The organism is Psychrobacter sp. P11G5, from assembly GCF_001593305.1.
Taxonomy (GTDB): Bacteria; Pseudomonadota; Gammaproteobacteria; order Pseudomonadales; family Moraxellaceae; genus Psychrobacter.
Genome location: NZ_CP012533.1, coordinates 2,614,419 through 2,634,708 on the forward strand (window position 1 = coordinate 2,614,419; position 20,290 = coordinate 2,634,708).

Here is a 20,290-nt window from a genome sequence, read left to right on the forward strand (position 1 = left end):
ATGTTATAAGTTGCTTATGTTATAAACAGTTAGGTTGTAAAAACCCGCTAACTAAGCGGGTTTCTTTAATGCAAAAACTTCTATTAAAACGACACTCGTATTTAAAATTACTCTGGCATCTCAGCGAGCAGTTTATCAAGCGTAATCGGAAAGTCATAAACTCTGACGCCAACTGCATTATAAATGGCATTCGCAATGGCAGCAGCCGCACCGGAAATTGCTGTTTCACCAATCCCTTTAATATGCATAGGGTTGGTATAGGGATCGTCTTCTTCTACCAAAATAACATCGAGCTGCGGTACATCGGCATTGACAGGAACATGGTATTCAGCAAGGTCATGGTTGCATAGGCGACCGTCACGCTTGTCATGGATGACTTCTTCCATCAAAGCAGAGCCAATGCCAAATATCATACCGCCATAGCACTGCGAGGTAGCCGTTTTGTGGTTTAAGATACGCCCTGCTGCGAATGCGCCAGTCATACGTTTGACGCGAATCTCACCAGTGACTCTATGTACAGCAACTTCAGCGAAGTTGGCACCAAAGGAAGATTGACGGTATTTTTTGCCATTTTTACCCGGTTTGATTTGACCTTTAGCACTGACTTTTTGATCGTCATATTTAGCGATGATATCTGCCAACGCGTAAGGCTGAGAACTACTAAAATCATATTCTTCCGTCTTAGCTTTCGGAATTGGTAAGCCAGTCTTTTCAGCCACTTTATCCGCTAAGCCCGTTGCCTTTTCTGTTAGACCAGAGAGCTTATCCGTCAAGCCCGGTACTTTTTGAACCAATCCTGTAGCTTTTTCTTTACCAAGTTCAAGCGCAGCTTCAAGAGCAATTTCTGTCACGCTAGGATCATGCTCGCCTGTTTGCTTGATTTGACCATTATCTAACTGGATATTATCAGGATAAAGACCAACCTTATCTGCAATCATCTCACGCAACTGCTCACAGGCTAAATAGACGCTACTGCCCGCACTTGCAGCACCAAAACTACCACCCGAGCCTGATGCAGCTGGTAAATCGCTATCGCCTAATTTCATCTCAACATGGTCAATAGGTAGCCCCAATAGATCCGCAGCGACTTGGGAGAATACCGTATAAGAGCCAGTACCAATGTCAGTCATATCAGTTTCAATAATGGCTTTCACGCCAAGCGCTTTTGAGCTGTCTATCTGCAAGGTTGCACGTGCTTCAGAAGGCTGTAATTGGTTACCACGAGCAGAAGCTGCCATGCCTGTGCCTATCCACCAATCTCCCTCTAACTGACTGGCAGGCTTGGCATTACGTTGACTCCAACCGAACTGCTCAGCGCCTTGTTCCATGCAGGCAATGAGCTGACGCGTTGAGAACGGAATGTCCTGACTGGGGTCATTTTTAGGTTCATTACGGCGGCGCAGCTCAATAGGATCAATATCCAACTGCGAGGCCAGCTCGTCCATGGCACATTCAACCGCAATCATACCAACAGCCTCGCCCGGCGCACGCATCGAGCCTGATAATACTTGGTTCATATCCATTTGTTGGTAGTGTACTCGGCGGTTCTCACCACGATATAAATACTGGGTAGACAATGCGGTTGGCTCAAAAAACCCTTCTTCAGGTAAATTACTAGTCACCGTATCGTGAATCATGGTATTGATAAGACCGTTTTCATCGCAGCCAATAGCGATACGCTGACGGGTGTTTGAGCGCCTTACCGTTGCTTCCATTACCTGTGGGCGAGTCATAGTAATCAGCACTGGACGACCAAGCTCTTTTGCTGCAATCGCTGCCGCAATTGACTCTGGAGCGATGCCCAGCTTACTGCCAAAACCACCACCGACATAATAAGCAATCAGTTGCACTTGATCTTTCTTTAAGTCTAAAGCGTCCATTACTTGCTGTTTGCAAGACGCCAACATCTGGTTAGAGGTGTACATAATGAGCTTATCATCTTCCCAATGTGCCAATGTCGCATGCGGTTCCATAGCTGAGCTGTTTTGGCTTGGGGTATGATAGAGGCGATCAACGGTCACCGCAGCATCAGCCAGTCCTTGCTCCGGATCACCCTGTTCAGAATTTTTATCTGAGCCTTCTTTTTCATTAACATCATGAGCATTGGGCAGCTCTTTGGTAAAGTCGACAGCGGCTTTGTCAGTTTCGTCTTTATAGGTCACTTTGATAGCATTTGCGCCTTCTGTTGCCGCCTCAAAAGTTTCTGCAATCACGACAGCTATGGGTTGACCATGATAAAACACTTCACTCACACCTTGAGTAGGTGCTTTTGTTGCCCCGCCTTGCTGAGCATTACGTAAAAAATGCTTAGGATCGGTCACCACTTTGATGATACCGGGAATATCCTCTACAGAGCTACTGTCAATATTCTCCACTTCACCCTTAGCAATGGTTGCCCCAACCAAGACGCCATACACTTGGTTTTCTAGATGAATCTCTGCCGAATAAGGCGCTTGACCACTGACCTTTAATGAGCCATCAACGCGATTAATGGGTTTACCAACCAGTTTGCTTGCCGTTTTGTCGAACAAAGTGTCAACAGGCTTATCCATGGTCATTTTTTTGGTCGATTCTGCTGGAAGTACTGAGTCCAATAATGACATGATTATGCTCCCTTGCCCGCTAATGCGCGCTGAATAACTTGTTTTAATAAGCGACGTGTCAGTGGTATTTTGAAATCGTTTTGACCACTACCCTTGGCATCTTTTAATAATAAATCCGCCGCCTGCGTAATAACACCATCATTGCCATCGGTGTCAGTTAATAATGCTTCGACTGCCTCATTGCGCCATGGCTGAGTACCGATACCGCCAAATGCTAAGCGAACCGTGTCCAAATTACCGCTATCATCAACGTCTATTACTGCTGCACAAGATACTAAGGCAAACGCGTAAGAGGCACGGTCACGCACTTTGTCATAAGTGTGCATACCTTTGATAGGCGCTGGCAGAACCACATGAGTGATAAGCTCGCCTGACTCTAAAACGTTTTCGATATGCGGCGTATTTTTTGGCAAACAATAAAAGTCTTTAACATCAATCTTGCGAGTTGAGCCGTCCGCTTTAACCGTTTCAATGGTGGCATCAAGCAAACGCATCGCCACCGCCATATCGGATGGATGCTGAGCGATACAAGAGTGGCTCGTGCCTAAAATTGCCAAAGTGCGGTTTTCACCCTCAATAGCAGGGCAACCTGAGCCCGGATTACGCTTATTACAGGCGCTGTCTGTCTGATAAAAATAGTAGCAACGAGTACGCTGTAAGAAATTACCGCCAGTCGTGGCTTTGTTACGTAGCTGTCCAGTTGCACCAGCTAATATTGCACGAGACAATACCGGATAATTTGCAATGACATCAGGATGGGCAGCCAAATCACTATTGCTGACCAGCGTACCGATACGCAGTCCGCCGTCATCAGTCGTTTCTATCTGTTGTAATTCTAAGCGCGTCACATCAACCAATTTAGTTGGCGTTTCAATCTCTAGCTTCATCAAATCTAAGAGGTTGGTACCGCCTGCGATAAATGAGGCTTCTTTAGGAGTAGCAAACATAACCGCTTGCTGCGGTTCAAGGGCACGAATATATTCAAAGCGTTTCATGAGCGGCCTCCTGATGTGCTATTGGCAGTCTTATTATTCGACGACTTGTTACCTAGCTGCGCCTCACTTGGCGGCGGCGACCAAATACCGGTTACTTCTGAGCCTTGTACTGAGTTACTTACAGGCTTTGTAGATTTGTCGGCTATTTGGTTCTCTAAAACTTGAGAGATGGCTTTAATAATATTGGGATAAGCGGAACAGCGACAAATGTTGCCACTCATACGCTCAGCGATTTCTTGTACTAACAGCCCATCAGGATTTTGCAGATCAGTAGTGACGTGGCTTGGCCAGTTTTGTTTGACCTCTTCTATCAGTGCCGTCGCTGAACAGATTTGCCCAGGGGTACAATATCCACACTGGAAAGCGTCATGATCTTTAAAGGCTTGCTGCAACTCAGATAACGACTCAGGCAATCCAATACCCTCAATCGTCGTAATCTCATCGCCATCGTGCATGACCGCTAGCGTCAAACATGAATTCACGCGCTCGCCATTAATGAGGATGGTACAGGCACCACATTGACCGTGGTCACAGCCTTTTTTGGGTCCAGTGATTTGTAGATGTTGGCGGCAGACATCGAGCAATGTCGTGCGCGGGTCGAGATTATCAAGCTGATAATCCTGCTTATTAATCGTTAACGTCAAAGTAGACATGCTGGCTTCTCGCTGGCGGATGATGATAGTTTCCAGATGAGATATTGCTATTCATCCATCTATTCAATATTAATTAACGTGCTGTTAATCATTAAAATTTTAAAAAGTATTGAGGTTATTTTTCCTTAATTGTTCTTAGCTTATAAATCCTTAGTGACTTTTTATTGGCAGCTTCCTATTCCTTTACAGTCTCTTATCAACGGAGACAAATCAGCCTATCAATACGATGAAAATCGACTCAAATAATCCGTTATTTGGTCAACTGTCAAGCTACTGTCAGGTATTAAATACAGCCTAACATCATAATTAACATAGAAAAATAAGCTCAAAACAAGCTATACATTAATATGCTTGGCACAGCTTAGGATATTGTTTTTTTGTAGTAGATAGGAAAAAAATGTTAACGCTCAAGAAAATCTGCCTCTTTCTCATTTGCGCTTACTGAACTAAAATTCCAACTGGCTTAATTTCACTTTTCATCTTACTTCAACCTTTTATATAGTCATTTTATATAGTCATTAACTTATAACGACCAATCTAAAATTTCACTGTTAATAAGATAAATTTCCTATTGTCATCAAACTGTCATCAAAGCTTGGCAAACTACGACACATCTCACAGGAAGTACATTTTGCACTGTTGTCAAACTTTAGGAGTCTTACATGCGTTATTCGTTATTAGCAGTAGCCGTTAGTTGCACTTTAGTACTTACAGCTTGTAATAAATCAACCGACACCGCAGAGTCAGCTGCTGATAGTAGTAGCGCCGTAACCAGCACAGAAACAACTAACAAAACAACCTCCTCGTCAGCAACCGATTTTAAATCTGCTGAAAACATCGCTATGAATATCACCGGTGCAGGCGCTTCGTTCCCGCAACCTATCTATGCCAAATGGTCTTATGACTACAATGCCGCGACTGGTGGTCAAGTGAATTACCAATCAATCGGCTCCTCAGGCGGCATCAAACAAATTCAATCAAAAACGGTAGACTTTGGCGCGTCCGATGCACCGATGACACCTGAAGAGTTGGATGCAGCAGGACTTATTCAGTTTCCGACCGTTATCGGTGGCGTAGTACCGATTGTAAACATCGATGGCATAGAGCCAGGCCAGTTAAAATTGGACGGCACAACGTTAGCAGATATCTATCTGGGTAAGATTAGCAACTGGAATGACCCAGCAATTAAAGCTATGAATCCGGACTTAACGCTTCCTGACGCTGCTATTACTACCGTGTTCCGCTCGGACGGTTCAGGCACGACTTTTAACTTTACCGATTATCTGGCTAAGGTTTCAACTGACTGGAAAGATAGCGTTGGTGTCGATAAAACAGTCAAATGGCCGACCTCTAGCACTGGTGCTGGCGGTAAAGGTAACGAAGGCGTATCAAGTTACGTCAATCGTATGAAAAACTCTATCGGCTACGTCGAGTACGCTTACGCCAAGCAAAATAACATGTCACATGCTGCACTAAAAAATGCGGCTGGCAACTTCGTGCAGCCATCTGCTGAGACCTTTGCAGCGGCAGGTGATATCGACTGGTCACAGCAAGCAGGCTTTTATAAAGTCATCACCAACTCTGAGACTGAGCAAGCATGGCCAATCGCAGCGGCAACCTTTATCTTAGTGCATAAGCAGCCAGAGAATCCGCAGCAAGTGGCTGGCGTGTTGAACTTCTTTGATTGGGCTTACACTCAAGGCGATGATAGTGCCATGGCACTTGATTATGTTCCTTTCTCTGATACCGCTGTTGCGCTCTTTAAAGCGCAGTGGAATGAAGTCAAAGGCAGCGATGGTCAACCCGTCTACAAACCAGCTCAATAGTTTTTAAAAACCCGGTAATGATTCTCGAATTACCCTCTTAAACAATTATTCTCCGGTAGTTGTTTAAGAGGTTTTATCACAGTAAATTTATAAGTAGAGCCGATAATGCATATCGATAGCGCTACTTAATAAGATTTAGTTTGCTGTGATAAGACCTTATTAATCTTTTTGAACCTTTTGATTTAACCCTATTTAATGCTGAGACACTTATGAATGACCTAAGGTCCCAACTGGCTAAACAAAAACGTTACGACGCGCTATTCGTCAATGCAACCAAGGCTTTTGCCATCCTCGTTCTCTTATCATTGGGCGGCATTTTAGTCTCTCTAATCATTGGGGCTTGGCCGAGCATTCAAACATTTGGTCTCGGCTTTTATACCAGTAATAACTGGGATACGGTTGCCAATGAGTACGGTGCGCTAGCGCCTATTTATGGCACGCTGATCACTTCGTTTATCGCTATTTTAATTGCCGTGCCAGTCAGCTTTGGTATTGCGATATTTCTGACCGAGATGTGCCCGAATTTCTTAAAAAAGCCACTTGGTATCGCTATTGAGCTGCTAGCAGGTATCCCTTCTATCATTTACGGTATGTGGGGTTTGTTTGTATTTGCGCCTTTTTTTGGCGATCACATTCAGCCGTGGTTTATTGAACACGTCGGTCCACTGCCTATCATCGGTAAGCTATTTACGGGTGCGCCAATGGGACTCGGCATGTTTACCGCTTCACTGGTACTTGCCATCATGATTATTCCTTTTATCGCGGCCACCATGCGTGATGTCTTTTCCGTGGTACCGGATTTATTAAAAGAATCGGCTTATGGCATGGGTGCGACGACATGGGAAGTCATGTTTAAGATTATCTTGCCCTATACCAAAGCTGGCGTCGTTGGTGGTGTCATCTTGGGACTGGGTCGTGCCCTTGGCGAGACCATGGCAGTGACCTTCCTTATCGGCAATGCCTTTAATATCAGTCCAAGTTTATTTACTTCTGGGGTTACCATTACCTCAGCCCTTGCCAATGAATTTGCAGAAGCCTCTAGTGAGCTACATCTGGCGTCGTTGTTACATTTAGGCTTAATCCTATTTGTCATCACTTTCATTGTGCTGTCGTTGGCTAAGCTCATGCTGATGCGCATGGATCAAAAAGCAGGTAATCGATAGCAGTTCGATTACCTCGGTAAATTTCGATGGTTATTGGTATTGATAAAAATATGGGAAACAAGTTCTATGCCTTCTAACAACGCGGCTAATGCAAACAGCGCAATCGACGCAATCAATAATGGCTTACCTATTAAAAACAGTTTTGAAGGTCGTTATAACAAGCGCCTTTATAACAAACGGCGCTGGGCCAATAAGCTTGGTTTAGGCTTTGCGATGTCAGCGATGTTTTTTGGCTTATTTTGGTTGTTTTGGATTTTATTTACGCTCTTCGTTGAAGGTTTCCAAGGTATAGTGCAAATGCCTATTTTTACCGCCGACACCCCACCTCCTATGAGTGCAGGCGGTTTACGCAACGCCATTGTCGGTTCAGTCATGTTGGCGTTTTCAGGATTGTTTATCGGCGCGCCTATTGGCCTGATGACAGGGATTTATTTATCTGAGTTCTCTCAGGGCAGCATGCTTGGCAAAGTGACACGCTTCTTAAATGATATTTTGCTCTCTGCACCGTCGATTGTCATTGGTCTCTTTATTTATGCATTGATGGTAAAAGGCCAAAGCTTTTCTGGTTGGGCCGGCGCACTGGCATTGGCACTAATTGTCATTCCTGTAGTCGTGCGTACGACTGAAAACATGCTCAATTTAGTGCCCAATAACATTCGTGAAGCAGCCTATGCACTGGGTACACCCAAGTGGAAGATGGTAACACAAGTCACTATTAAAGCGGCTCGAGCTGGACTTACCACAGGCGTATTGTTGGCCTTTGCCAGAATCACGGGTGAGACTGCGCCGTTACTATTTACGGCATTGAATAATCAATACTTTAGTACCGATATGAGCCAGCCAATTGCTAACTTGCCTAATACCATCTATCAGTTTGCCATGAGCCCTTATGACAATTGGCATGCACTCGCATGGGCAGCGGCACTGCTTATTACTGCTTCGGTATTGGTATTAAATGTCTTAGCAAGATTCATTGGCAGTCGAGGTCAAACCAAATAGCAGTCAGAGTCAATAAAGCCTCCCGCCAAATCACCTTACATATAACATTTACTTAAATTTATATTCATTAAGCTAGGTTGGATAAATTATGAATAACGTCATAAGCAAAATCCGTACAACAACTAATACTAACAACTTTAATACGCCAAAAGGCAATCTATTAAATAGACCGATGTCGACAGCAGCGCAAATGCAGCAACCAGATGCGTCAAACTTAAATAAGCAAACACTGCATGATATTCCTAAAAACATGCCTGCAGCTAAAATGCAGATTCGAGATTTGAGTTTTTATTATGGTGATTTTCAGGCACTAAAAAACATCAATATCGACATTCCTGATAAAAAAGTGACTGCCTTTATCGGCCCCTCAGGTTGCGGAAAATCGACCCTGTTACGTACTTTCAATCGTATGTATGACTTATACCCAGGCATGCGTGCAGAAGGCAATATCAATCTTGATGGCAAAAACATCTTAGGTAAAGACGTCGATGTCAACTTGCTACGCGCGCAGGTCGGTATGGTCTTTCAGAAGCCAACCCCGTTCCCAATGTCCATCTATGACAATGTCGCCTTTGGTGTGCGTCTCTATGAAAAGCTAAGCAAAGCTGAGCTGGATAATCGTGTGGAATGGGCGCTAAAAAAATCGGCATTATGGCCAGAAGTAAAAGACAAGCTAAAAGCGTCAGGCTTATCTTTATCAGGCGGACAGCAGCAACGATTATGTATCGCCCGTAGTGTCGCTACCAAGCCTGAAGTACTGTTGCTCGATGAACCAACCTCTGCATTGGATCCTATCTCAACGGGTGCAATCGAAGATTTGATAGAAGATTTAAAAAATGACTACACCATTGCCATCGTCACCCATAACATGCAGCAGGCTGCGCGAGTTTCAGACTACACGGTCTATATGTATTTGGGCGACATGATTGAGATGGGTGAGACGGATCAAGTATTTACCACGCCTGCGCAAAAAGCGACGGAAGATTATATTACGGGGCGTTATGGTTAACGTTGAGCTGATTAAAATTATTGACGCATATTAAGAAAATCACGCCATAAAATACGAATATTCAGGGAATACCTCTCATGCAAAGTGACAAGCATATCTCTAAAAGTTTTGACCAAGATCTGGATGAAGCCATTCGCTTATTTTTATACATGGGTGATAGCGCCGCCAACCAAGTCGCCAAAGCCATCCACGCCCTTATTGATAAAGATGAAACGCTGGCACAAGAGGTCATCGATATGGACTTCGATATCAATCGGATGGAAGTTGAGCTCGATGAGCATATCCTATTATTGGTCGCCAAACGCCAGCCAGCTGCCAGTGATTTACGCTTGGTGATGTCCATTAGTAAAGGTGTGGTTGATTTAGAGCGCATCGGCGATGAAGCGGTCAAAATTGCCCAAATGGCAAACAAAATTGCAGTACAAGGCAAGTCATCATACGGTTACGCTGAGGTCCAACATCTCAGCAATCAGGTTCGTCTCATGCTACATAATGCGCTAGAAGCCTTTAGCCAGTCCAATGCTGAGCAAGCATTTGAAGTCATGCGTAATGATGGCTTGGTCAATGATGAATACCAATCGGCGATTCGCGCTTTGATGACTTATATCATGGAGGACTCGCGGCACGTCTCAAAAGTAATCAATATTATGTGGGTATTGCGCGCGCTTGAGCGTATTGGTGATCATGCACAGAACGTCGCTGAGCTAGTGATTAACTATATTAGTGGGCAAGATGTGCGCCACTCGGACTATAAAATGGTAGAAAAAGCCGTGCAAGAAGCCAATGATAGAATGGCTGCACGCCAAGTCAGTACGACATCAGCCACCATGTCGATAACTGACTTTGAATCGTCAAATAATGGTGAAGGCTGACAAAATAGACCCAGCTTGTTGTAAGATATGCCTCGCATTGTTACCCTGATGAATTATTAGTACCGTTGAGGAATATCATGAAAAAACTACTGGCTGTAACTCCTATTATTTTGTTATTAGCGGCATGCGCGACTAACGCACCCATGCATAGTGGCAACAGCACTCAGGCACAGAAAACTCAAACCTTTACCTGTGACGATAACGCTAAAGTAGCCGCCGCTTATTCAGTGAACGGAAAGGTTGCCAACTTAAGCTTGACCTTGCCTAAGCTTGGCTTACGCAATAAAAGAGTTAATCTTAAACAAGCAGTGTCAGGTTCTGGTGCTCGTTATATTAAGGAATCAAGCTCCAAAGCCAGCTACGAGTGGCAGACTAAAGCCAATGTTGGCGTCCTGAGTATCAGCTCAGTAAACGATCGCAAATACAGCGTTACTTGCCGACTATAAAATCAGCAGTAATATGTTTTCCTAAGCAATTTTTTTTCTAAGTAAACCCTCTTTCTATCATTAGGAAGACCTAAAAAAAGTGCCAGTCGGAACTGACTGGCACTTTTTTTATCAAAAGACACTGTTATTAATAATTATTCCTAAGCTGGTGGCGTACCTTCAGCGTTGGATACGACAGTGTCAATCTGTATCAAAGCATCCATAGGAATAGCGGCGACGCCAATCACTGTTCTCGCTGGCAAGTCGCCATCAAAGAATGTCTTATAAATATCATTTACCGCATCGATATCTGTGATATCTGTAAGTTGGATAGTCATTTTTACCACATCATCCATAACATGGTCGATACTTTCTACAATAGCTTTGATATTTTCTAAGCATTGCTTTGTCTGCGCTTTTATATCACCATCGATTAGTTTACCCGTTTCAGGATTGATAGGTAGTTGACCTGAGAGATGGTTGTAATGAGAGAACGCCACCGTTTGTGTGGATAGCGGATTCTTCGGCGCTTTATCCGTGTTGTTAGCCTTAATAGTGATGCCATGTTTATCTTCAGTGGCTTGTGGCGGTGTGCCATTTCCATGAGACACGATAGCATCAATCTGTACTAAAGCATCCAGCTGTAAATCTGACGCTATCACCATTGTTAGTGCCGGTAAGTAGGCCGCGCTTCCATCACTGGTCGACTCTGGAAAGAACTCTTTATAAACGTCATTTACTACGTCCACATCGGCAATATTCTTTAAAAAGATATTTACTTTGACAATTTCATGGAGAGGAACATCGATACTTTCTAAAATCGCTTCGATGTTTTGTAAGCATTGCTGCGTTTGCTCTTTGACACCACCAGCGACCAGCTCACCAGTTTCAATATCTACAGGCAGTTGCGCTGAGATATTGTTGTAATGAGAAAAAGCGACCGTATGCGGCGATACCGAATCCTTTGGTACTTGTTCATTATTTTTTGGCACTTTTACCAGCTCAACGGGTGCTTGCGGATAAGTACCTTCACCGTTTGAGATAACAGCGTCCATTTGTACTAGAGCATTTCCCATGGGTAGTGCTGCTACTGCTATGACCGTCCGTGTCGGCAGATAGCCTTGAAAAAATGCGGGATAAATTGTATCTATTTCTTTAATATCAGCGATATCTTTTAAAAATATATTAATTTTGATTACATCATTCATGTCATGATCGATGCTTTCTACAATAGTTTTGATATTTTTTAGGCACTGTGCTGCCTGCACTTTTATATCATTCGCGACTAATTCACCGGTGGTAATATTGACAGGTAATTGCGCTGAAATATAGTTGTAATGCGAAAAAGCAACGGTTTGTGTAGATAGTAAATTTTGCGGGGCAATGTCCGTGTTTCTTGATACTTTTATGATAGTGTCATTAATAGTGTCATTAATAGTGTCGTTCATATCGGTATTCCCTATTTGATATGTGTTTTTATATAAGTCTCAGTTTGATGCAGTTTTATCGTGTTCTATAAAAAGCTGGTTGTGGAATAAGACGAGAAAATTAAACTCAAAAAGCCGCAAGAAATCTGTGCGGCTTTTTAGATTTATCATGATAACTGGGTTGCAGCACTAATAGAGATTAGCTAGTGAAGATTAGCCAGCAGCCAATACTCCACCAATGATAGCAACCACGCCGCCTAATGCACGAGTAATACGGTTATCGGCTTTAAGCATCATGGTACCTAGACCGCGACCAATAAAGGTAATGGCTAAGGTTGCGACAACGAAGCCGGCCATATAAAGCAGTAAACTTGAACCTTGGGTCATCTCAGTTCCGTGAGCATAACCGTGGGCGACCATAAACAGCGCAACCAAAGTGCCACCAACAGCAGTCGGCAGTTTTGCCAGCGTCGCAATTAGTACACCAACTAGCAGTACTGACATGGCAATGCCTGTCTCTATCCCAGCCAAACTGACACCAGCCCAAGCGAGGCCTGCGCCCGCTATCATGCCACCGACGACAAATAATGGCGTGCCACGTTTCATCGTGGTGTTTTGGCGAATACTCCAAAAACCAATCGCACCCATGGCTAATAAGTGGTCAAGACCCATTAATGGATGCAGCAAACCGCTAAGAAAACCATTGCTCACGTGCTCGCCATGGCCAGGGTGGGCAATAGCTAAAGTGGCCGTCAGCATCAGCCCGATGGTCATTAATAGCTTCGCCACTGGCAACTTAGTCATTTTATTCATGGTGTTCTCCCTCTGTTCTTTTTGTTTATTATTAACTGGTATATAACTGTTTTTTATATCTTACTTGTACTATAAAGGCGTATCAGCACTGGCAGTTAAGCATTAATAATTAAGCACTTATTCTTAAGCATCAGCGCTTAGCTTTCCAGGACGACGCTCAGGTAACATGCCCTGCTTTAAAATAAAGCTAATGATTTCTTCTACGCCCACGCCGTCATACAGGTTGGTGAATATAAAAGGACGCTCGCCGCGCATCTTTTTCGAGTCACGTTCCATCACATCCAGGGAGGCGTGTACATATTCAGCGATGTCAATTTTATTGATAATCAATAAGTCTGATTTGGTAATACCTGGGCCGCCTTTACGAGGAATTTTATCACCAGCAGCGACGTCGATGACGTATAGGGTTAAATCAGAAAGCTCTGGGCTAAAAGTAGCCGCTAAATTATCGCCACCAGACTCTACTAACACCAGCTCTAGATTAGGATGACGCGTTTGCAAGTCATCGATTGCGGCCAGATTCATAGAAGCATCTTCGCGGATAGCCGTATGCGGACAGCCGCCCGTTTCCACACCAAGAATACGGTCAGCAGGCAAGGCGTCGTGCTTAAGTAAAAAATCAGCATCTTCACGGGTGTAGATGTCGTTGGTGACCACGGCAATGTCATAGTGGTCTTTTAGGGCGCTACATAACTGACGCAATAAGGCCGTTTTGCCAGAACCAACTGGCCCACCGACACCTATTCTTAAACAATGTTTCATGGCTATCTTTCCTTATATATTAGTCGAAATGTATTAGGGCGTGTTGAACATTGAGTATAAATTTCTGGCAAAAAAAATAGCGAACGGGTAATCTTTAAGTTCTCACACAAAAAAGATCTCGTTCGCTATGCCTCGTACTATGCTCAAAAATGAACACTGGACAAGACTAAGACCTATATTACTAGAACTTAATATCTATGACAAAGGAAATCTGAGACTGACCATTGAGGGCATCCTTTATCGTATGCGAACCGGCTGTCCTTGGCGCGATTTACCGGCTTACTTTGGAAAGCCCAATACTGTCTACAAGGCTTATCAACGCTGGTTTCGCAGTAATAAGCTCATTGGACTATTTGCTTTAGTTATCAGAGAGCCTGACCTTGAGTGGGTATTTATAGATGGTACTCATATCAAGGCACATCAGCACAGTAGTGGTCGTCATGAAGCTGCTCAAGCCATTAGTAAGAGTGTCGCAGGACGTGCCACTAAAATTCATCTAGCGGTCGATGCTCATGGCAATCCGATTACCTTTATTCTGTCAGATGGCACAACCCACGATGTTAAAGTCGCATCTGACTTAGTAGATAAGGTTGATTTGAGCAAGACAGACGTTGTATGTGCAGATAAAGGCTATGACTCTGACACACTACGAGAGTATATTGAACAAACAGCAACTTGTAATAATATCCCTCGGAAACGAAACACCAAGTCCTCTAACGACCATATGGATTGGGAGTTGTACAAAGCACGACATTTAGTAGAAAATGCTTTCGCTAAGCTAAAACAGTATAGAGCGGTTGCCACCAGATTTGATAAGCTAAGACAGAGTTATGAGAATACGGTCGCTCTTGCTTGTGCTTATATCTGGCTAAAATTATGAATGTTCAACACGCCCTAGTTAAAGCTGTTATAAAATCGAAGCGGCTATAAAATTAAAGCGCTCGTAAAATAAAAACGATCAGCTTCTAAATAATCTTGAATATTGGGTTTCATGTTGGGCACTACCGAGCGCTAAGCCCGGTAAAACCGGACCCAATTGCTCATCAGTTAAGGCCAGCGCAGTATCAACGGCAGCGACCAGTTGCGGGCGCAATTGCTCGTTTAAACGTTGCGCAGCAGTATGACCTAAGGGCATTGCTTTACATGCGACCGCCAGTTGGTTTTCCAGCCAGCCCCAAGCAAAGCCGAGTAGACTTTGGCGTACAGGCACTTGGCGTTGGTGGGCGGTCCAAGCAAAAACGGTCACATAACCGGGCTCTTCTGGTAGCTTGGCATGACCTAACGCTGTCTGCGGCTGCAACTCTAAACTATTCAGCAAGCGTATCAATGCTTGACCCAAGCGTGTGTCTTCATCGCTGAGCTCAGCGGTCTCACGATTGGCATGTATCCAGTCATTCCAAAAGGCAAGCCCTTCACTGTCACCATTCTCCCAGCAGGTTTGCAAACGTGCCAGCACTGGTAATTCGCAGCGGGACATACCATCGTCAAGTACGCCCTCTAACCACTCGCCAAGCTCAGCCTCATTACATACCCAGCCAAGCTCAAATGCACTCTCTAAGCCTTGCGACCAAGCGAATGCACCGATTGGCAATGCAGGGCTAATCAGTTGCATCAGTCCCAGCAGCGCCAGATCGCTGGTTGCGTTTGGCTGTACGTCAGTGTGCATGGTTATGGTCGTCATTATGGGAATGTCCATGGGCATGATTGTGTTCGTGAGAGTGATCAGTTGCATGCTCATGGGCATGAGAGTGTTCACGGCCAGCTTGCGCATAAGCACCAGATTCAGGATCGAATGGCGCCTGGTGATGACTCAAGGTTGCCCCCAGCAGCACTGCCAATTCTTCTAACACGTGATCTGGCGGGAACCGCACCCAATGACGCCCATCTTCGTCGCTACCAAGGGCGAGCGATACATGACGATTACCTAAGTGATAGCCAAGTCGTCCCAATGCTAAACCGCCCTCAACATAAGCGGTAGTGACTGGCTCATCAGCGGCGCATACTTGGATGATCTCGCCACTACTCGCTTGTAGTAAATCACCATGACGCAGTACCGGACCACGATCAAGGAACAAGCCGACATCAAGGCCGCTATCAGTCACCGCTTTTAGGCGGCCACGTATGCGCAGCTCATAAGGTAAAGTCAGGGTGTCGTGTACATCGGCCTGAGTGCTGCCGTCGATTCTCTTTATTAATTCAAGCATGTTGATATCCTTACAAGCGCTCTAAAACAAATGGTAACGTTGGGCTAATGGTAATTCTGACAGTGGCTCACAAGTTAATAACACGCCATCTGCGCGAACTTCATAAGTTTGTGGATCTACTGTCAGCTCTGGGCAGGCGTCATTGAGCTTCATATCACTCTTACGCATTTGACGGACGTTTTTACATGCCACCAGCCTGCTCTTTAGACCAAGTCTTTCTTCTAATCCGGTATTCATAGCTGCTTGACTAACAAAAGTAATTCGAGTTGCGGCAGCGGCACGACCAAGCGCACCAAACATACGGCGATAATGCACAGGTTGCGGCGTAGAAATAGCCGCATTGGGATCACCCATAGCAGCGCCAGCTATCATGCCACCCTTGAGAATAATTGATGGCTTAACGCCAAAGAAGCCCGGCTTCCACAATACGAGATCTGCCAATTTATCCACTTCAACAGAACCGACTTCATGGCCAACGCCATGAGTGATGGCTGGATTAATAGTGTATTTGGCAATGTAGCGCTTCACGCGGAAGTTGTCCGTACCGCGTTCCTCATCTTCTGGTAACAGACCACGTTGCAGGCGCATTTTGTGCGCAGTTTGCCAAGTACGGCACACTACTTCGCCAATACGACCCATCGCTTGCGAATCAGACGAAATCATCGAAATCACACCCATATCATGCAGGATGTCTTCAGCAGCAATAGTCTCACGGCGGATACGCGAATCGGCAAAGGCAACATCTTCTGGAATACTGGGATCTAGATTATGGCATTCCATCAACATATCGAGATGCTCATCAACGGTATTAATCGTATAAGGGCGTGTCGGATTGGTAGATGATGGCAAGACGTTGGGCAAGCTACAAGCGACGATAATATCGGGTGCATGACCACCGCCCGCACCTTCAGTGTGGTAGGTATGGATACAGCGGTCTTTGAACGCCGCTATGGTGTCTTCCACAAAACCAGACTCATTTAAGCTATCAGCATGAATGGCAATCTGTATATCATAGCGATCGGCCACATCCAAAGCGTTGCTGATAGAGGCTGGAGTCGCGCCCCAATCTTCATGGATCTTTAGACTCATCGCGCCAGCTTCTACTTGTTGTACCAGCGCTTCAGGAGTACTGGCACTACCTTTCCCAAGAAAACCAATGTTAATGGGCAGGTCGTCCACGGCTTGCATCATTTTGCCTAGATGCCAAGGGCCGGGCGTATGGGTGGTTGCGATTGAGCCAGTCGCTGGTCCCGTACCGCCACCAATCATAGTCGTCAAGCCACTCATTAATGCTTCGTCAACCTGCTGCGGACAAATATAATGCACATGAGTGTCAACACCGCCCGCCGTCAAAATTTGACCTTCACCCGCTATAATTTCGGTACCAGGGCCAATGACAATATCGACATCAGGTTGGGTATCAGGGTTACCAGCTTTTCCGATAGCAGCGATGCGGCCATTTTTTAGACCCACATCGGCTTTCACGATACCCCACCAGTCGATAATGACAGCATTGGTAATGACAGTATCCATCACGGTATCGTCGCAGCGCTGACTTTGACCCATACCATCACGAATCACCTTGCCACCACCGAACATGACCTCTTCACCATAATGCGTGTAGTCTTTTTCTATCTCGATCCACAGCTCAGTATCGCCTAAACGAATTCTATCGCCGGTCGTTGGACCATACATATCTGCATAAGCTTGGCGAGTAATTTTCATGAGTTCGCTCCTGAGTCTGAGTTTTGGTTCTGACCCTGATCTAAGGGACCCATTACCTCACCACGGAAACCATAAATATGGCGTAAACCTGAAAAAGGAATTAACGGTACGTCACGGTGTTGACCCGGCTCAAAACGTATTGCCATACCTGCTGCAATCGCTAAGCGGTGCCCATAAGCTTTTTTACGGTCAAAGTCTAAGGCCGCGTTGGTCTCGGCAAAGTGATAGTGAGAGCCGACTTGGATAGGACGGTCACCCGTGTTTGCGACATTGATAGTGATAGGTTCACGATCGACACATAACTCAATGTCATCGCTCTTTAGCTGATATTCACCAGGAATCATAGCAAGTCTCCTCAGACAATAGGGTTATGAACGGTCACAAGCTTCGTGCCGTCGGGAAAGGTTGCCTCAACTTGCAGGCTTTCAATCATCTCAGCGATGCCATCCATGACGTCATCTCGGGTAAGGATCTCGCGGCCCGCACTCATCATATCTGCCACAGTACGGCCTTCACGCGCACCCTCCATAATGGCGCAACTGATCAGCGCTATTGCTTCAGGATAATTCAGTTTGAGGCCTTTAGCCTTACGGCGCTCAGCAAGCAGCCCTGCGGTAAACAATAGCAACTTATCTTTATCTCTTGGCGTTAATTCCATCGCTGACTCCTTCTTATATTATGGTTATCGTTTTATGGAAAGCCTATGTCATTAGAAGGCTTATGTTATTAGTTATTAGTTATTAGTTATTAGATATTAATTGTTAATAGACAGATAAAAGCGTTTGTCAGCACCTAAGCAACTGCTTGGGCGCCAATCGTTAGGTCAACCAAATTCGTGGTGTAATAGCTTTGTGTCCAGTCAATCGCGGACGCAGCACTTCTCGTGCTTGCTGAAATATATCCCAAGCTTCGTTACGCTCTATGCCTAAATAGCGTAGCAGCAATACGCCGCGACGATAGGTAACTGCCCAATGATTGGCAGCGGGTATATGCTCACGTAGTGCAGTGATGGCCTCTAGCGGATCGTCCAATCCAACCGCCCATAACGTCGCATGGACGGTGGCACCGCCCTGCCCCCACATGCCAGCAAATCTTGGATGATCGGGGTCTATGCATTGGCGTTCTATCCATAATGGGCGGCCATTACGGGTGAGATGAAAGCGCTGTTCGAGACGCCCACTAACGAAAGGGAGCTTGCTGGCAGGACGGCCAAGACCGAGAATCTCCCACCCTAAGCATTTGGCGTTATCTTCTAAATCAATGATGATAGTCTGCTCGCCGCGAGAGCCGTCAAAAGCGAGCGTTTCTTGCGGTAGCCATTCTAAAGTAGCGTCATTAGCAATTTTTAGGTGGGTATGCTGGTTCCAAGCAACGCCGTTACTATCAGCTTTATAAAGCTTATTGGCAGCTGGTGTCGTTAATAAAGTATGGGCGTTTGCCGCCACGGTGACATCTATATTGAGCGCATCGCCACTCGCTATACCACCAGGCGGATGCAGCAGATAAACGTGACAGCAGCCATCGCGACCTTCAGGATAGAACGGTCTTTGCACACGCAGGGGACCATAATGGCGAGCTATATTCATGCGGGTAATGCTAATCTCAGCTTCGGCGTGAGCACCAAATCCCAACGTTAAAAATGCCGCCCAATGACGGTTGGCATCAAATTGGTGTCCTGAGTCTGTAGCAGTCTGTTGTACTGTAGATTTATGAGATAAAGTTGTCATTCCATCAAACACCTTTTTATAGGCCCAGCGCGACACATATCGCTGAATCGTTAGCCAATCGTCCTGTTAGACAGGCAATCAACTTAAAATAGCAAAATGAGCAAAATATTCACGTGCGCGGGTGAGGTCAGGTTGACAATACTGGCTTATAGTTGATTCAATTTAAAAGAGAGTCAAGGCAACCGAGTGCAGATGGTTATGTGATACTTCAAGCGAGGTTAACGCTGTTACTCTTTTATAGAGGATTGAATACATTAGCCGTCAATGAATGTCAATATATGGGCATTAAATGCCTAGAAATTGTAAAACTAATTAGTACAGGTAGATTCGATTAAATGTCAGGGTAGTAGATTATATCCCTTGATATGAATATTGGTTTTGGTCACTCAGGACTTGAAAAGAACACTTATGAGAAAACACCTATACTCTATAACTCTTATAGGTTATTAACTAAGGCTTGTCAAGATAATAATCGGAATTTAGCGAAGGACAAACTATGGTTGAATCTAAGTATTATCAGACTTTTAGCTTAATATCATTAGCCAAATCACAGCTCTCGCCAATGTAACCACAAGCGTGTGTCCAACTCAAACTGATGATAATCTGGCTCCATGTGACAGCACAATTGATAAAAAGCCTTATTATGCTCATGCTCTTTAAAATGTGCCAATTCATGCACGACAATCATGCGTAAAAATTCAGGCGGCGCTTCTTTGAATAGGCTTGCCACCGTAATGCTGTTATGCGATTTTAGCTTACTGCCTTGTACACGAGACTGGGTAGTATGAATGCCCAGCGCATGCTTGAGGACTTTTAACTTGCTACTGTAACTGACGTTCGATAACTGACCAATCTTGCGCATAGATTGGTTTTTTATGTCATTTATGTATTGATAAAGTGCTTTATCGCTTTGTACTTGGTGCTGATTAGGGTACTTGTTTTCTAGGTACTCTCCTAGCCTACCATCACTAATGAGCAGTGCCGCTTGGGTTTGAATTTGCTCAGAGTAATGAGCGATGTACTTGAGTGTGGTCACAAATTTATCCTTTGCTTATACAGGGTATGTCCTAGTCAAAACACCTTAAAA

20 protein-coding genes are annotated in these 20,290 nt (G+C 44.9%); 7 read left to right on the forward strand and 13 right to left on the reverse strand.

Going from position 1 to position 20,290, the window contains the following annotated elements; translation table 11 throughout:
• Positions 1-107: 107 nt before the first annotated feature.
• Genes AK825_RS10555 through AK825_RS10565 form a run of 3 tightly spaced genes read right to left on the reverse strand, consistent with a single transcriptional unit; the run spans position 108 to position 4,251 of the window.
• Positions 108-2,603, reverse strand: a complete 2,496-nt coding sequence (locus AK825_RS10555; protein WP_068037142.1) for a xanthine dehydrogenase family protein molybdopterin-binding subunit — start codon at positions 2,601-2,603, stop codon at positions 108-110.
• Between the two features lie 2 nt (positions 2,604-2,605).
• Entirely contained in the window at positions 2,606-3,598 is a 993-nt protein-coding gene (locus tag AK825_RS10560; RefSeq protein WP_068037146.1) for a xanthine dehydrogenase family protein subunit M, read from the reverse strand.
• Positions 3,595-4,251 (reverse strand): 2Fe-2S iron-sulfur cluster-binding protein, encoded by a 657-nt coding sequence (locus AK825_RS10565; RefSeq protein WP_068037149.1) that lies wholly within the window; start codon positions 4,249-4,251, stop codon positions 3,595-3,597. Before AK825_RS10565 ends, AK825_RS10560 begins: the two co-directional genes overlap by 4 nt.
• A 662-nt stretch (positions 4,252-4,913) precedes the next feature.
• Between AK825_RS10565 and pstS the strand changes: the two genes are divergently transcribed.
• From pstS to AK825_RS10595, 6 genes are all read left to right on the forward strand, one after another.
• Complete coding sequence (gene pstS / locus AK825_RS10570) at positions 4,914-6,077, forward strand: phosphate ABC transporter substrate-binding protein PstS (protein ID WP_068037152.1); 1,164 nt, start codon at positions 4,914-4,916, stop codon at positions 6,075-6,077.
• Positions 6,078-6,286: 209 nt separating this feature from the next.
• Positions 6,287-7,240, forward strand: a complete 954-nt coding sequence (gene pstC, locus AK825_RS10575; RefSeq protein ID WP_068037156.1) for a phosphate ABC transporter permease subunit PstC — start codon at positions 6,287-6,289, stop codon at positions 7,238-7,240.
• Positions 7,241-7,306: 66 nt separating this feature from the next.
• Positions 7,307-8,239, forward strand: coding sequence for a phosphate ABC transporter permease PstA (gene pstA / locus AK825_RS10580; RefSeq protein WP_082787234.1), 933 nt, complete (start codon positions 7,307-7,309; stop codon positions 8,237-8,239).
• A 250-nt stretch (positions 8,240-8,489) separates the two neighbouring features.
• Positions 8,490-9,248, forward strand: coding sequence for a phosphate ABC transporter ATP-binding protein PstB (pstB, locus tag AK825_RS10585; RefSeq protein WP_068039347.1), 759 nt, complete (start codon positions 8,490-8,492; stop codon positions 9,246-9,248).
• Positions 9,249-9,325: 77 nt separating this feature from the next.
• Positions 9,326-10,120, forward strand: coding sequence for a phosphate signaling complex protein PhoU (phoU, locus tag AK825_RS10590; protein ID WP_068037159.1), 795 nt, complete (start codon positions 9,326-9,328; stop codon positions 10,118-10,120).
• Between the two features lie 77 nt (positions 10,121-10,197).
• Entirely contained in the window at positions 10,198-10,566 is a 369-nt protein-coding gene (locus AK825_RS10595) for an MliC family protein (protein WP_068037161.1), read from the forward strand.
• Between the two features lie 140 nt (positions 10,567-10,706).
• Here the strand turns inward: AK825_RS10595 and AK825_RS10600 are convergent, their stop codons facing one another.
• The 3 genes from AK825_RS10600 to ureG all read right to left on the reverse strand — a co-directional run bounded on the left by AK825_RS10600 (position 10,707) and on the right by ureG (position 13,547).
• On the reverse strand, positions 10,707-11,993 hold the full coding sequence (locus AK825_RS10600) for a RidA family protein (protein ID WP_264753624.1): 1,287 nt from the start codon (positions 11,991-11,993) through the stop codon (positions 10,707-10,709).
• A 192-nt stretch (positions 11,994-12,185) separates the two neighbouring features.
• Positions 12,186-12,785 (reverse strand): HupE/UreJ family protein, encoded by a 600-nt coding sequence (locus AK825_RS10605; protein ID WP_068037164.1) that lies wholly within the window; start codon positions 12,783-12,785, stop codon positions 12,186-12,188.
• A gap of 123 nt (positions 12,786-12,908) precedes the next feature.
• On the reverse strand, positions 12,909-13,547 hold the full coding sequence (ureG, locus tag AK825_RS10610; protein WP_068037166.1) for an urease accessory protein UreG: 639 nt from the start codon (positions 13,545-13,547) through the stop codon (positions 12,909-12,911).
• A gap of 127 nt (positions 13,548-13,674) precedes the next feature.
• Between ureG and AK825_RS10615 the strand changes: the two genes are divergently transcribed.
• Positions 13,675-14,427: an IS5 family transposase gene (locus AK825_RS10615; RefSeq protein ID WP_068034672.1), complete on the forward strand. Its 753-nt coding sequence runs from the start codon at positions 13,675-13,677 to the stop codon at positions 14,425-14,427.
• Positions 14,428-14,505: 78 nt separating this feature from the next.
• Here AK825_RS10615 and AK825_RS10620 read toward each other — a convergent pair whose 3' ends face one another.
• From AK825_RS10620 to AK825_RS10650, 7 genes are all read right to left on the reverse strand, one after another.
• Entirely contained in the window at positions 14,506-15,228 is a 723-nt protein-coding gene (locus AK825_RS10620) for an urease accessory UreF family protein (RefSeq protein ID WP_264753625.1), read from the reverse strand.
• Positions 15,203-15,751, reverse strand: a complete 549-nt coding sequence (gene ureE / locus AK825_RS10625) for an urease accessory protein UreE (RefSeq protein ID WP_068037169.1) — start codon at positions 15,749-15,751, stop codon at positions 15,203-15,205. The genes AK825_RS10620 and ureE overlap by 26 nt, the downstream gene beginning before the upstream one ends.
• A gap of 21 nt (positions 15,752-15,772) precedes the next feature.
• Positions 15,773-17,476 (reverse strand): urease subunit alpha, encoded by a 1,704-nt coding sequence (ureC, locus tag AK825_RS10630; protein ID WP_068037171.1) that lies wholly within the window; start codon positions 17,474-17,476, stop codon positions 15,773-15,775.
• Entirely contained in the window at positions 17,473-17,820 is a 348-nt protein-coding gene (locus AK825_RS10635) for an urease subunit beta (RefSeq protein ID WP_068037174.1), read from the reverse strand. The genes ureC and AK825_RS10635 overlap by 4 nt, the downstream gene beginning before the upstream one ends.
• A gap of 11 nt (positions 17,821-17,831) precedes the next feature.
• Positions 17,832-18,134: an urease subunit gamma gene (gene ureA / locus AK825_RS10640; protein WP_068037177.1), complete on the reverse strand. Its 303-nt coding sequence runs from the start codon at positions 18,132-18,134 to the stop codon at positions 17,832-17,834.
• A 160-nt stretch (positions 18,135-18,294) separates the two neighbouring features.
• A complete protein-coding gene (locus AK825_RS10645; protein WP_068037178.1) occupies positions 18,295-19,203 on the reverse strand; it encodes an urease accessory protein UreD in 909 nt (302 codons plus the stop codon).
• Between the two features lie 547 nt (positions 19,204-19,750).
• Positions 19,751-20,239, reverse strand: coding sequence for a M48 family metallopeptidase (locus AK825_RS10650; RefSeq protein WP_068037182.1), 489 nt, complete (start codon positions 20,237-20,239; stop codon positions 19,751-19,753).
• Positions 20,240-20,290 lie beyond the last annotated feature (51 nt).